Here is a 13,391-nt window from a genome sequence, read left to right as displayed (position 1 = left end):
ACCTTACGGCCCTACTGCGCGACAAATTGCAAGCCGTGAATTGTGCCATTGGGGTATGCAAGCGCGAACCCTTGCATACCACGGCCGGCCACACGGCCTTGCCAGGTGCCTGGCACCACGATCTGCGAGCCCTTACGCGCAGAGGTCGTAGGAATCCTCGACCACGTAAGGGCCGCCGCCTGTCGACGCGCGCGACGAGAACAGCACGAAGCGGTCCGCCATGAAGCTGCGGCTCGGGAAGTAGCCGCGCACCGACAGATAGTCCGCGACGTCCCGGCTCGATGCATCATGCAGACGCGCGAGCGTGACATGTGGCGTGAATTTCCTGCCCTCGGGATCGAGCCCCATCCGCTGCATCATCCGCTCGAGCTCGGCTTGCAGTTCGATCAACGGCCGGCTGGGCTCGACGGCGGCAACCACCGCGCGCGGCTTGCGTCCGCCGAAGCTCGACAGGCCCTGCAATTTGACCTCGAACGGTTTGCGGTTCACCCGAAACAGCATCGTCGCGATCTCGTTGGCCCAGAGGCCGTCGATATCGCCGATGAAGCGCAGGGTGACGTGATAATTTTCGGGATCGATCCAGCGAGCGCCGGGAAGGCCACCACGCAAGCTGGAGAGGGATTGGCCGATATCGGCCGGAATTTCCAGACCAGTGAACAGACGCGGCATCGCTTTAATCCTCGATGCTTGGCGCGGGTTTTGGGAGCCCGCACCCTGTAACAAGCCCGGCGACGAATCACCGATGCCTATTTGTACCCGAGATATGTGACTCTGCGAAGCATGACCCGTTAACAGCTCGTAAACCTACGGACCCGACACGGCGCACTGCCTGCGTTTCAACTGCGTTGCCCGGATAATGCGCCGAGAAGTGCCTCCACCGTGGGCAGGATATTCTTCACAACGATGTCCACACCTTCCGCCGTCGGATGCATGCCGTCGGCCTGGTTGAACTTCTGATTAGCAGCAACGCCATCGAGGAAGAACGGATAAAGCGGTACGCCGAGGGATTTCGCCAAATCCGGATAGATCGCGTTGAACTTCGCTGCATACTCACTGCCATAGTTCGGCGGCGCAAGCATGCCGCACAAGAGCACGGCAATCTTGCGCGCCTGCAACTTTGTGATGATGTCGGAGAGCGCGGCACGCGTCACCGCGGGATCGATGCCGCGCAGGGCATCATTGGCACCGAGTTCGACGATCACCGCATCGGTTCCATCGGCGACCGACCAGTCGAGCCGCTCGCGGCCGCCGGAGGCGGTATCGCCGGACACCCCCGCATTGGTCATATCGACCTTTATCCCCTTGGCTTCCAAGGCTTTTTGCAGCCGAACCGGAAATGCCGCCGGGCCCGGGAGACCGTAACCGGCGCTCAGGGAATCGCCCAGGACCACCATCTTGATCGGTTTCACGGAGCCTTGCGCCGGGCCTTTGTCGGCTCCGTCCCCAGATCCCGGCGTCTGCGCGCTTGCCGCCGTCATCAAGCCCATAAGCAACACGAGTATGTGCACGACAATTCTCAACCGGCCCTCGACCGCAGCTGCGGAAGTGCCATATGACCGAACCATGGACAGTCTCATCGCATCCTCTTCACTGACCGACGTCGAGCCGGACACCATTGCCGTCAGGAACGTCAATCTCTCGCTCGGCACCGGCGCGGCACGGGTTCATATCCTGAAAGATATCAGCCTTCGTGTGGCAGCGGGCGAGGCGATCGGCCTGATCGGCCCGTCGGGCTCGGGCAAGTCGACCTTGCTGATGGTGATGGCGGGGCTTGAACGTCCTGACAGCGGAGAAGTGGTCGTCGACGGCACCTCGTTCAATGCCCTCGATGAAGATGCGCTGGCGCGCTTCCGCGGCCGCCAGGTCGGCATCGTGTTCCAGTCGTTCCATCTGATCCCGACCATGACGGCGCTGGAGAATGTCGCGGTGCCGCTCGAACTTGCCGGCAATCCCGATGCGGCTGCGCGCGCCGCGCAGGAGCTGCAATCGGTCGGGCTCGGCGAACGGCTGCATCACTATCCGACGCAGCTCTCCGGCGGCGAGCAGCAGCGCGTCGCGATCGCGCGCGCGCTGGCGCCGGATCCCGCGATCCTGGTCGCCGACGAGCCGACCGGAAATCTCGACGAGGCGACGGGCAAGCAGATCGTCGATCTGCTGTTCACCAAGCACGCCGAGCGCGGCATGACGTTGGTGCTGGTGACGCATGACCTCGCGCTCGCGCAGCGCTGCGATCGCGTGGTGCGGCTGCGCTCCGGCCGCATCGACGGACAATCCGCCACATGAGCATTGCGTCCGACGTCGCGGTGCAAGTCCGTACCCAGGGCCGCGCGTCGTCGCTTGCCTTCCGTTATGCGCTGCGCGAACTGCGCGGCGGCCTGCGCGGGTTCTATGTCTTCATCGCCTGCATCGCGCTCGGCGTGATGGCGATCGCCGGTGTCGGCTCGGTCGCCGCGAGCCTCGGCGACGGCCTGTCGCGCGAGGGCCGCACGCTGCTCGGCGGCGACGTCGCGTTCTCGCTGATCTCGCGCGAGGCCAAGCCCGACGAAGTCGCGTATCTGCGCACCCGCGGCGAGGTCTCGGTTGCGGCCACGCTGCGCGCGATGGCCCGCAGTGGCGACGGCAAGCTGGCGCTGGTCGAGCTCAAGGCGGTCGACGGCAAATATCCGATGCTCGGCGAGCTGACGCTCGAGCCCGGCATGCCTATCGCCGATCTGCTCGCCGAGCGCGACGGCGTTTTTGGCGCGGCTGCCGATTCGACTTTGCTGGCGCGGCTCGACCTCAAGCTCGGCGACCGCGTCACCATCGGCAGCGCGACCTACCAGATCCGCAGCGTGGTGGCGGCCGAGCCCGACAAGCTCGCCGGCGGCGTCGGGCTCGGTCCGCGCTTCCTGATCAGCGAAGCCAGCCTGCGCGCCACCGACCTGCTGCAACCCGGCAGCCTGGTACGCTGGATCTACCGGGTGAAGCTGCCCGACGGCGCCAACGACGATCGCGCCACCACCGCGCTGATCGACGGCGCGCGGGCCGCGGCGCCGGAGGCCGGCTGGGAGGTCCGCAGCCGCAGCAACGCCTCGCCGCAGCTCGAACGCACCATCAACCGCTTCACCCAGTTCCTGACCCTGGTCGGCCTTGCCGCCCTGCTGGTCGGCGGCGTCGGCGTCGCCAACGCAGTGAAAAGCCATATCGACCGCCGCCGCGACGTGATCGCCTCGTTCAAGGCGCTCGGCGCCACCGGCCGCGACGTCTTCACGATCTACTGCACCCAGGTCGTGGTGCTGGCCGGAATCGGCTCGGTGATCGGGCTTGCGCTCGGCGCCGCGCTGCCTTTCGTCATCGTCGGCCTGTTCGGCAAGCTGCTGCCGCTGCCGGTGGTGCCGGCGCTGCATCCCGACGAGCTCGCGCTCTCCTTCATCTATGGCCAGCTCACTGCGCTGGCGTTCGGGCTGTGGCCGCTCGGCAGGGTCCACGACGTGCCGGTCGCCGCGCTGTTCCGGGAAACCGTCACCAGCGAGTGGCATCGCCCGCGCTGGAGCTATCTCGCGCTGATGGCCGTGGTGATCGCATTGCTGATCGGCGTTGCGATCGGGCTGGCCTATGACAAGCGGGTCGCCACCGTGTTCGTCGCCTCGTCGATCGCAGTGTTCCTGCTGCTGCGCGGCATCGCCGAGATCCTGATGGCGGTGGCGCGGCGGCTGCCGCGCAGCCGCATCACCATGCTGCGGCTCGCGATCGCCAACATCCACCGGCCGGGCGCGCTGACGCCTTCGGTCGTGCTGTCGCTTGGGCTCGGGCTCGCGGTGCTCGTCACCATCACCCAGATCGACGGCAATCTGCGCCGGCAATTCCTGGCCGCGCTGCCGGAGCGGGCGCCGTCGTTCTTCTTCATCGACATCCCCTCCACCGAGGCCGACCGCTTTGCCGCCTTCCTGGGTCAGATCGCCGCCGGCTCAACCGTCGAGGACGTGCCGATGCTGCGCGGGCGCATCGTCGCCGCGCGCGGCGTCAAGGCCGATCAGCTCAAGTCGTCGGTCGATTCGGAATGGGTGCTGCAAAGCGACCGCGGCCTCACCTATACCGGCGAGATTCCCAAGGGCTCGAAGATCGTCGAGGGCGAATGGTGGGGCCCGGACTACAGCGGACCTCCGCTGGTCTCGATGGAGAAGAAGATCGCCGACGGCCTCTCCCTGCAGATCGGCGACGAGGTCGTGGTCAACGTGCTCGGCCGCGACGTGCCGGCGAAGATCGCCAATCTGCGCAACATCGACTGGCAGGGCCTCGGCATCAACTTCGTGCTGGTGTTCTCGCCGAACGCCTTCAAGGGCGCGCCGCACAGCCACGTCGCCACCCTGACGGAGCCGCATGCAAGCTCGACCCAGGCGGGCGCTGACGACGATGCGCGCATCATCAAGCAGGTCGCCGATGCGTTTCCGATGGTGACGAGCGTGCGGGTCCGCGAGGCGCTGGAGACGGTCGGCAGCGTCGTCAGCAACCTCGTGCTGGCGATCCGCGGCGCCAGCGCCGTGACGCTGATCTCGGCGATCCTGGTGCTGGGCGGCGCGCTCGCGGCCGGGCACCGTCACCGGGTCTATGATGCCGTGATCCTCAAGACGCTCGGCGCGACGCGGCCGCGATTGCTCGGCGCTTACGCGCTGGAGTATCTGATGATCGGTTTTGCAACCGCGATCTTCGGCGTCATCGCCGGTTCGGTCGCGGCCTGGCTGATCGTGACGCGGCTGATGACGCTGAGCTTCATCTGGCAGGCCGGCAGCGCCGCGCTGGTCGTGCTCGCCGCGCTGGTCGTCACGGTCGGGCTTGGGCTGGCCGGCACGCTGCTCGCGCTGAACCAGAAACCGGCCTCGGTGCTGCGGAATTTGTGACAATATGTAGCGGCGAAAGCGCCGTTTTTGCCTATCATGCTAGGCCAGAGCGACATTCGGCCGCGCGTGGAAGCTTGCGTCGGATGTGTTAATTTCCCACATACCAAACGGGTCGGATGGCCGGCTGAATGACACGGAATTAATGTTCCGCAAACCGAGCCATCTGAGATAGATTTACGACCGGCGCCGCAAATCCCTTGCGCTCCACCGGGACCAACCACGGGAATTCGACCATGTCGGACCTAGACCGCAATTACGCTTCTCCTTTCGGCCGGGCCGCCGGGCGCATTGACGCTGCGGCCGTCGACGCCGGTCTGCGCGCCTACATGCTGCGCATCTACAACTACATGAGCATCGGCCTTGCCATCACCGGCCTGGCCGCGCTCGGCGTCTACATGGGCGCGGTGACCACCGACCAGTCGGCCGCGGTCGCCAAGTTCGGCAACGCCTATCTGACGCAGTTCGGCTACGCGATGTTCGTGAGCCCGCTGAAGTGGCTGTTCATCCTCGCTCCCTTGGCGATGGTGTTCGTCATCTCGGCCGGCATCAACCGCTTGCAGCCCGCGACCGCCCAGCTCCTGTTCTGGGTGTTCTCGGCGCTGATGGGCCTGTCGCTGTCGTCGATCTTCCTGGTGTACACGCACACCTCGATCGTGCGCGTGTTCTTCATCACCGCGGCGACGTTCGGTGCGCTGAGCCTGTACGGCTACACCACCAAGCGTGACATGAGCGGCATGGGCTCGTTCCTGTTCATGGGCCTGATCGGCATCATCATCGCGAGCCTGGTCAACCTGTTCCTGGCGAGCTCGGCGCTGCAGTTCATCGTCTCGGTGGTCGGCGTGCTGGTGTTCGCGGGCCTCACCGCCTGGGACACCCAGCGGCTGAAGAACGACTACATCTACGGTTACGCCTCGCAGGGTGGCGTGATGGCAGAGCGTGCGGCGATCACGGGTGCGCTGTCGCTCTACCTGAACTTCATCAACCTGTTCACGCTGCTCTTGCAGCTGCTCGGCCAGCGCGATTAACCACCTCGAGCAAGGCAACCGATCGAAGCCCCGGCCATCTGGCCGGGGCTTTTCTTTTCGGCGGGCCGAATGGCGTAGCCCGGATGGAGCGGAGCGCAATCCGGGACTCCTCCATCCGCGGTTACAACGGCCCCGGATTGCGCTCCGCTTCATCCGGGCTACGAAGCCGCGGCCTTGCCACGCCTACACCAGCGACAGCTTGCGGTCGATCGCGAGCAGCACACGTTCGAGTTCATGGCCACGGCGCAGGATCAGACCGGTCGCCGAAATCACGCTGTACATGCCTTGCTTGCGCGCCAGCCGGGGATCCTTCTCGATCCGGTAGATCGGCATTTCCGACGCACGCCGGAACACCGAGAACACGGCGCGGTCCTTCAGAAAGTCGATCGCGTAGTCGCGCCACTCGCCGTCGGCGACCATGCGGCCGTAGAGATTGAGGATGCGGTTGAGCTCAAGTCGATTGAATGTCACGCGGTTGGGCTGGGGGGTCGCGGCGACGGGACGCGCCGCGGCGCGACTCCCGCTCGGATCAGTGTCCTCCGAGATCAAACTCATCGAGCGCCTCCTGTCATCTCGGTGACGGCGGAACCCGAATGCCGTCCACCCTTCGGGATCGTCACGAGAGTGACATGATTGCGCTAAGCGATGGGCCCTGCAAGGGGCCATTCGCAACGCAACCAGGCCTTAACCACTATTGGACGCAACGGATTGTCCGAAAAACCAGAGAGTCACGGGAACGTTAGCGGAATCATATTGCTGCCCCACTTCCGCCAATCGCCCGCCCCGCTGCCTTGCGAAAATAAAATCCTGCGTTGGCCCGGTCCTTTCGGTTCCGGATTCCTCAGCCCCCAGCCCCCCGGGGCCGTCGGGATCGGGCCTGTTCGCAGGGGAGTCAAATCCCAACACTGGGCCAACGAAAGTTGGTCCTTTTTGTTTTTGGGACCTACGGCATAGCGCACGATCGAGACGCAGGCGCAAAGCCTCGCGTCCTTCCTTTCAGCACATCACTGGATGCACGTTCGCTGTCGCTCGGCTGCGCGACAAACCATGCGACGCAAGCGCGCCCCGTGAAGCTTAGTGAAGCGAGGTGAACGCGGCGCCGAGCATCGGGCCCGGCTTGTCGCGATTGCCGTCCTGGACGTACACCGCCGCGGCATCGACGCCCTCGCGCGTGATGTTCTCCAGCGGCACCGTCCAGCTCCCGGACGACCCGTTCCAGTCACCGACCTTGAGGAGGTTGCGCACCACATTGTGGTAGGTGATCTCGCGGCCGCGGTTCTCGCCGCGCGCGATCGAGATCGGCACCGACTTCGAGATCGAGCAGATCCAGACTTCGCCGCGCGATGCGGCGGGCGACTTCGATGCCGCGACCGACACGTTGATCTGCTTGCCGGTCAGCGTCATCGTCACCGGCACCGACATCACGCTGCCGCCCTTCTCGGTATCCTTGATCGCGCTCTCGATGCCGGCGCGATCGCTGCCGATCACATGCGCGGAGCCGTTGATCACGGCCTGCGGCGTGTAGACATCGCGATCGCCGCGCATATGCGAATAGGCCTTCTGACGCGCGCTGAACCGGGAGTCGGCCAGCGTATCCTTCCAGCCGAGATAGTCCCAGTAGTCGATCGGCATGCTGAGCGCGATGACGTTGGGGTCCTTCGCAAGATCACCGATGATCTTGTCCGCGGGCGGGCAGGACGAGCATCCCTGCGAGGTGAAGAGTTCGACGACAGCACGCGGATCGGCGTGAGCGGGGCGGATGATTGCGACGATCGCGCAGATACCGAGCGCACTGGACCATCGCGAGATAGAATTATAGGCCATCATCGCTGTCATACTGCGAACCAGTCGTGATGATTTCCATCCGTAATTGTACGGAGCATGAAGTCTGTCCCTGAACTTGCGTGCCCCAAAACGCGAGAAAGCGGCCTTTTCATAGGCCGCCTTCTTTTTGGTCGCTACTCACTAAGCGGTGAGCCACCGATCACAAATCCGCGTTGAGGCATGGTCCCTCGCGGCAAACGCGAGGGGTTTGCGCGGAGACCAGACTCCAACAAACGGCCCTTAGGCCGCGAGTTTGCGCAGCACGTAGTGCAGGATGCCGCCGTTGCGATAGTAATCGAGCTCGTCCAGCGTATCGATGCGGCAGAGCAGCGGGACATCCTTCTTGGCCCCGTCGGCGGAGACGATCTCGGCGGTCAGCGTCTGGCGCGGCTTGAGATCGCCCTGCAGGCCGCGGATCGTGACCTTCTCGTCGCCCTTGAGGCCGAGCGAGGACCACGACGTGCCGTCCTGGAAGGTGAGCGGCAGCACACCCATGCCGACCAGGTTGGAGCGGTGGATGCGCTCGAAGCTCTGGCAGATCACCGCACGCACGCCGAGCAGGCGGGTGCCCTTGGCGGCCCAGTCGCGCGACGAGCCGTTGCCGTACTCGGCGCCGGCGAACACCACCAGCGGCACGCCCTCGGCCTGATACTTCATCGCGGCGTCGTAGATCGACATCTGCTCGCCGTCCGGCCAGTGCTTGGTCAGGCCGCCTTCCGGAATATTGCCGTCGGCGCCCTTCAGCATGAAGTTCTTGATGCGGATGTTGGCGAAGGTGCCGCGCATCATCACTTCATGGTTGCCGCGCCGCGTGCCGTACTGGTTGAAGTCGGCGGGGCGCACCTGGTGCTCGCTGAGGAACTTGCCGGCGGGCGAGGTCAGCTTGATCGAACCGGCCGGCGAGATGTGGTCGGTGGTGATCTTATCGCCGAACATCGCCAGGATGCGGGCGTCGACCACGTCGGTGACCGGATCCGGCTGCTTCTTCATCCCTTCGAAATAGGGCGGGTTCTGCACATAGGTCGAACCCATGTTCCAGCGATAGGTCTCGCTTTCGGTGGTCTTGATCTTGCGCCAGTTGGTATCGCCCTTGAACACGTCGGCGTACTTCTTCTTGAAGATCGTCGCGGTGACGTACTTCTTCATGAAGGCGTTGATCTCCTTGGCGGTCGGCCAGATGTCCTTGAGGAACACCGGCTTGCCGTCCTTGCCGATGCCGATCGGCTCGACCGCGAGGTCCTTGGTCACGGTGCCGGCGAGCGCATGCGCGACCACCAGCGGCGGCGAGGCGAGGTAGTTCGCCTGCACGTCCGGCGAGACGCGGCCTTCGAAGTTGCGGTTGCCGGAGAGCACGGCGGCGGCGACGATGCCATTCTCGTTGATCGACTTCGAGATGTCTTCCGGCAGCGGCCCGGAATTGCCGATGCAGGTCGTGCAGCCGAAGCCGACCAGGTTGAAGCCGACCTTGTCGAGATCGGCCTGCAGGCCGGAATTGGCAAGATATTCCGCCACCACCTGGCTGCCCGGCGCGAGCGAGGTCTTCACCCACGGCTTGGCCTTCAGGCCCTTGGCGGCCGCCTTGCGCGCGAGCAGGCCGGCGCCGATCAGCACGCTCGGGTTCGAGGTGTTGGTGCAGGAGGTGATTGCGGCGATCACGACATCGCCATGGCCGAGATCGAAGTTGCGGCCCTCGACCGCGAAGCGCTTCGATTCACCCTCGGGCTTCTTGTACTCGTTGACCAGCGCGGTCGCGAAACCGGTCGACACCGCCGGCAGCGCGATCCGGCCTTCGGGGCGCTTCGGTCCGGCCATCGACGGCACGACGTCGGCGAGGTCGAGCGTCAGCGTGGTGGTGAATACCGGATCGGCCGACTTGGCGGTGCGGAACAGGCCCTGCGCCTTGGCGTAGGCCTGCACCAGCTTGACGCGATCAGCCTTGCGGCCGGAGGTCTTCAGGTAATCGATGGTCGCGGCATCGACCGGGAAGAAGCCGCAGGTCGCGCCATATTCGGGCGCCATGTTGCCGATGGTCGCCTTGTCCGCGACCGAGAGATAGTCGAGGCCGGGGCCGAAGAACTCGACGAACTTGCCGACCACGCCGAGCTTGCGCAGCATCTGGGTGACGGTCAGCACCAGGTCGGTCGCGGTGACGCCTTCCTTGAGCTGGCCCTTGAGCTTGAAGCCGACCACCTCGGGCAGCAGCATCGACAGCGGCTGGCCAAGCATGCAGGCTTCCGCCTCGATGCCGCCGACGCCCCAGCCGAGCACGGCGAGGCCGTTGACCATCGTGGTGTGCGAATCGGTGCCGACGAGCGAGTCCGGATAGGCGACCTCGAAGGTGCCGGTCTTCTTGCCGACCGTCATCTTCTCCTTCTTGGTCCACACCGTCTGCGCGAGATATTCGAGATTGACCTGGTGGCAGATGCCGGTGCCGGGCGGCACCACCGAGAAGTTCGAGAACGCCTTCTGGCCCCACTTCAGGAACTCGTAGCGCTCCTGGTTCTGCTTGTATTCCTCGGTGACGTTCTTCGCGAACGCCTTGTTGTCACCGAAGAAGTTGACGATCACCGAGTGATCGATCACGAGATCGACCGGCACCAGCGGGTTGATCTTCTCGGCATCGCCGCCGAGGTTCTGCATCGCGTTGCGCATCGCCGCGAGATCGACCACGGCCGGAACGCCGGTGAAGTCCTGCATCAGCACGCGCGCCGGACGGAATGCGATTTCATGCTCGAGCTGGCGCTTCTTCAGCCACTTCGACACCGCAACGATGTCGTCCTTCTTGACGGTGCGGCCGTCCTCGTTGCGCAGCAGGTTCTCCAGCAGAACCTTCATCGAATACGGCAGCTTCGAAATCCCCTTCAGTCCGTTCTTCTCTGCCTGGGGCAGGCTGTAATAGACGTAGGACTTGCCGCCGACCTTCATGGTCTTGCGGCATTTGAAGCTGTCGAGCGAGGTCATGCGAGGAATCCCAATTTTCAGTTATACCCGGCAGGGGTAACTACGAGGGTAACTAAACACCGGCGACCAACACGGGCCAAGGGATGGCCTGGATGGCTTGCGGCCGCCGATTGTGTGTGCTGCATCAAGTTCCGGGCTTATAGAACCTTTCTAGAAGCACCGCCACACCGACAAGCGTGCGACAGCGTTGCGCGACCCAAAAATTCTCACGCGGTAGCGAAAGATTTCAGAGGGCTGTGACAAGACAAACCATGCAGCTCTCCGGACGAAATCTGAAATGCGTGCGCGGCGGACGCGAGGTGTTTTCCGGCCTCGACCTGTCGGCTGCGGCCGGCGAGGCGCTCGCCATCACCGGCCCCAACGGCGCCGGCAAGACCTCGCTGCTGCGCGTGCTCGCCGGGCTCCTGGTTCCGGCCGAGGGTTCGGTCGCGCTCGAAGGCGGCGACGCCGAGCTCAGCCTGCCCGAGCAGGCCCACTATCTCGGCCACCGCGACGCCCTTAAGCCGGCGCTGAGTGTTGCGGAAAATCTTTCCTTCTGGCGGGAATTCCTCGGCGGCGAGACGCAGGATGCCGGCCGCTGCCTTGCCGCCGTGGCGCTCGACCACGCCGCGCATCTGCCGGCGGCGTATCTTTCCGCCGGCCAGCGCCGCCGCCTGTCGATCGCCCGCCTGCTCTCGGTGCGGCGGCCGGTCTGGCTGCTGGACGAGCCGACCTCGGCGCTCGATGCCGCCGGACAGACGCTGTTCGTCGGCCTGATGCGCGACCATCTCGCCAGCGGCGGTCTGATCGTCGCGGCGACCCATCTGCCGCTCGGCATCGATGCGCGCGACCTGCGGATGGGAGGCGCGACATGAACCCGCTGTACTTCTCAACGCTGAGCTCCGGTCTCTCCGTTCCCTCCCCCCTTGCGGGCGAGGGCATAGGCCGCCTTTGGCGGCCGTTGACTGAAAGGACGCCGAAGCAAAGCTTCGGCTATGGAGCGGGGTGCCACACGACGGACTCTATCGATGTGCGCTTCAACGACGCACGGCCGAGATTGCGAAAGCAGCACTCCCAACAATCCTCTCGCCCGGGGCCACCCCTCTCCCCCGCCCTCCCCCGCAAGGGGGGAGGGAGCGCAGCGAGTACGCGGCGAGATTTCGGGAGCTTCCTGCAGAGTGGATTTCTTACATGACCGCGCTGGGCGCATTGATCCGCCGCGATATCCGGATCGCGCTGCGTGTCGGCGGCGGTGCGCTGATCGGGGTGCTGTTCTTCCTCACCGTCACGGTGCTGATGCCGTTCGCGGTGGGGCCGGATTTGGCGCTGCTGTCGCGGCTCGGCCCTGCCATCCTCTGGCTCGGCGCACTGCTGGCGAGCCTGCTCACCCTCGACCGGCTGTTCACGGCCGACCACGAGGACGGCTCGCTCGACCTGATCGTGATGAGCCGGACGCCGCTGGAACTCGCCTGCGCGGCCAAAGCGCTGGCGCATTGGCTTGCCGCCGGCCTGCCGCTGATCATCGCAACCCCGGTGCTCGGCTTGCTGCTCAATCTCGACGGCACGGCGACGCTGGCGGTTGCCGCCACGCTGCTGGCGGGAACACCGGCGCTGACTTTCACTGGCATGATCGGCGCGGCCCTGGCGGTGACGCTGCATCGCGGCGGACTGCTGCTGGCGGTGCTGGTGCTGCCGCTGTCGATCCCGGTGCTGATCTTCGGCGTCGCGGCCTCGCAGGCGGCGCTCTCGGGTCCCCTCCCCTTTGAAACACCGTTCTCGATCCTGTGCGCGCTGTCGCTGGCGAGCCTCGTGATCGGCCCGTTTGCCGCTGCCGCGAGCCTCCGGCACGGGCTGGACTGATCAAATCTCGCCGAGGGGAATTCGGCCAATTGCCTCGTTCACAGCGGACGACTATCAGGGTGCCATGAAGCTGACCGAGACGCTGACCGACCTTGCCAATCCGACCAGGTTTCTGGCACTGACCGCGCGCATCCTGCCGTGGCTCGCCGGCGCGACCGCGCTGCTGCTCGCGATCGGGCTCTACCAGTCGGCGATGGCGCCCGACGACTATCAGCAGGGCGCCACGGTCAAGATCATGTTCATCCATGTCCCGAATGCGTGGCTGTCGATGTTCGTCTGGGGCGTCATGAGCGTGGCTGCGCTCGGCACCCTGGTGTGGCGCCATCCGCTGGCCGACGTCGCCGCGAAAGCCGCAGCCCCGATCGGCGCCGCCTTCACCTTCCTGGCGCTCGTCACCGGCTCGCTGTGGGGCCGGCCGATGTGGGGCACTTATTGGGAGTGGGATGCGCGGCTGACCTCGGTCTTGATCCTATTCCTGATGTATCTCGGCCTGATCGCGCTGTGGCGTGCGGTCGAAGACCCGTCGCGCGCGGCACGGGCGGCGGCGGTGCTAACCCTGGTCGGCGCCATCAACATTCCGATCATCAAATTCTCGGTCGATTGGTGGAACACGCTGCATCAGCCGGCCTCGGTGTTTCGCGCCGGCGGCCCGACCCTCGACAAGGCGTTCCTGTGGCCGCTTTTGGTGATGGCGATCGCGTTTTCACTGCTGTTCATCACGTTGCATCTGGCGGCGATGCGCAACGAGATCCTGCGCCGGCGCGTGCGCAGCCTGCAGATGATCCAGGCGAGCCGCGTCTCGTTCGCGAGCGAAGCAGGTGCCGGCTCGCGCGACGGAAGCGCGCCCAAGGGAGCGGCGTGACGC

Annotated in this window: 11 protein-coding genes; 6 read left to right on the top strand and 5 right to left on the bottom strand. The window is 65.2% G+C overall.

Translation table 11 applies throughout. The annotated features are described in order from the left end of the window. Window positions 1–132: 132 nt before the first annotated feature. On the bottom strand, window positions 133–669 hold the full coding sequence (thpR, locus tag ACVINW_RS12225) for an RNA 2',3'-cyclic phosphodiesterase (RefSeq protein WP_456751519.1): 537 nt from the start codon (window positions 667–669) through the stop codon (window positions 133–135). Between the two features lie 167 nt (window positions 670–836). Continuing rightward, window positions 837–1,508: an arylesterase gene (locus ACVINW_RS12220; protein ID WP_456756378.1), complete on the bottom strand. Its 672-nt coding sequence runs from the start codon at window positions 1,506–1,508 to the stop codon at window positions 837–839. Window positions 1,509–1,563: 55 nt separating this feature from the next. Between ACVINW_RS12220 and ACVINW_RS12215 the strand changes: the two genes are divergently transcribed. The 3 genes from ACVINW_RS12215 to ACVINW_RS12205 all read left to right on the top strand — a co-directional run bounded on the left by ACVINW_RS12215 (window position 1,564) and on the right by ACVINW_RS12205 (window position 5,902). Then, the gene (locus ACVINW_RS12215; protein WP_456751518.1) at window positions 1,564–2,283 is read left to right on the top strand and encodes an ABC transporter ATP-binding protein; all 720 of its coding nucleotides are present in this window, start codon (window positions 1,564–1,566) and stop codon (window positions 2,281–2,283) included. Continuing rightward, entirely contained in the window at window positions 2,280–4,877 is a 2,598-nt protein-coding gene (locus ACVINW_RS12210; RefSeq protein ID WP_456751517.1) for an ABC transporter permease, read from the top strand. The genes ACVINW_RS12215 and ACVINW_RS12210 overlap by 4 nt, the downstream gene beginning before the upstream one ends. A 233-nt stretch (window positions 4,878–5,110) precedes the next feature. Next, window positions 5,111–5,902, top strand: coding sequence for a Bax inhibitor-1/YccA family protein (locus tag ACVINW_RS12205; protein ID WP_021078796.1), 792 nt, complete (start codon window positions 5,111–5,113; stop codon window positions 5,900–5,902). 183 nt (window positions 5,903–6,085) lie between these two features. Here the strand turns inward: ACVINW_RS12205 and ACVINW_RS12200 are convergent, their stop codons facing one another. From ACVINW_RS12200 to acnA, 3 genes are all read right to left on the bottom strand, one after another. Further along, window positions 6,086–6,457, bottom strand: a complete 372-nt coding sequence (locus ACVINW_RS12200; RefSeq protein WP_456751516.1) for a DUF2794 domain-containing protein — start codon at window positions 6,455–6,457, stop codon at window positions 6,086–6,088. 519 nt (window positions 6,458–6,976) lie between these two features. Further along, entirely contained in the window at window positions 6,977–7,738 is a 762-nt protein-coding gene (locus ACVINW_RS12195; protein WP_456751515.1) for a DUF1223 domain-containing protein, read from the bottom strand. Window positions 7,739–7,966: 228 nt separating this feature from the next. Continuing rightward, on the bottom strand, window positions 7,967–10,687 hold the full coding sequence (gene acnA, locus ACVINW_RS12190; protein WP_456751514.1) for an aconitate hydratase AcnA: 2,721 nt from the start codon (window positions 10,685–10,687) through the stop codon (window positions 7,967–7,969). A gap of 251 nt (window positions 10,688–10,938) precedes the next feature. Between acnA and ccmA the strand changes: the two genes are divergently transcribed. From ccmA to ACVINW_RS12175, 3 genes are all read left to right on the top strand, one after another. Then, on the top strand, window positions 10,939–11,541 hold the full coding sequence (ccmA, locus tag ACVINW_RS12185; RefSeq protein ID WP_456751513.1) for a heme ABC exporter ATP-binding protein CcmA: 603 nt from the start codon (window positions 10,939–10,941) through the stop codon (window positions 11,539–11,541). A 316-nt stretch (window positions 11,542–11,857) separates the two neighbouring features. Beyond that, window positions 11,858–12,526, top strand: coding sequence for a heme exporter protein CcmB (gene ccmB, locus ACVINW_RS12180; protein ID WP_456751512.1), 669 nt, complete (start codon window positions 11,858–11,860; stop codon window positions 12,524–12,526). 64 nt (window positions 12,527–12,590) lie between these two features. Then, a complete protein-coding gene (locus ACVINW_RS12175) occupies window positions 12,591–13,388 on the top strand; it encodes a heme ABC transporter permease (protein WP_456751511.1) in 798 nt (265 codons plus the stop codon). The last annotated feature ends 3 nt before the right edge of the window (window positions 13,389–13,391 follow it).

The sequence above is a fragment of the Bradyrhizobium sp. USDA 4461 genome (genome assembly GCF_054055655.1).
This window is presented reverse-complemented; position numbering and strand designations above follow the sequence as displayed.

Bases quoted from the DNA above. Each gene is read 5' to 3' on its own strand.
- ACVINW_RS12205 (WP_021078796.1), top strand. From the start codon at position 5,111: ATGTCGGACCTAGACCGCAATTACGCTTCTCCTTTCGGCCGGGCCGCC.
- ACVINW_RS12200 (WP_456751516.1), bottom strand. From the start codon at position 6,457: ATGAGTTTGATCTCGGAGGACACTGATCCGAGCGGGAGTCGCGCCGCG.
- ACVINW_RS12175 (WP_456751511.1), top strand. From the start codon at position 12,591: ATGAAGCTGACCGAGACGCTGACCGACCTTGCCAATCCGACCAGGTTT.
- ccmA (WP_456751513.1), top strand. From the start codon at position 10,939: ATGCAGCTCTCCGGACGAAATCTGAAATGCGTGCGCGGCGGACGCGAG.
- ACVINW_RS12210 (WP_456751517.1), top strand. From the start codon at position 2,280: ATGAGCATTGCGTCCGACGTCGCGGTGCAAGTCCGTACCCAGGGCCGC.
- ccmB (WP_456751512.1), top strand. From the start codon at position 11,858: ATGACCGCGCTGGGCGCATTGATCCGCCGCGATATCCGGATCGCGCTG.
- ACVINW_RS12195 (WP_456751515.1), bottom strand. From the start codon at position 7,738: ATGACAGCGATGATGGCCTATAATTCTATCTCGCGATGGTCCAGTGCG.
- thpR (WP_456751519.1), bottom strand. From the start codon at position 669: ATGCCGCGTCTGTTCACTGGTCTGGAAATTCCGGCCGATATCGGCCAA.
- ACVINW_RS12215 (WP_456751518.1), top strand. From the start codon at position 1,564: ATGGACAGTCTCATCGCATCCTCTTCACTGACCGACGTCGAGCCGGAC.
- acnA (WP_456751514.1), bottom strand. From the start codon at position 10,687: ATGACCTCGCTCGACAGCTTCAAATGCCGCAAGACCATGAAGGTCGGC.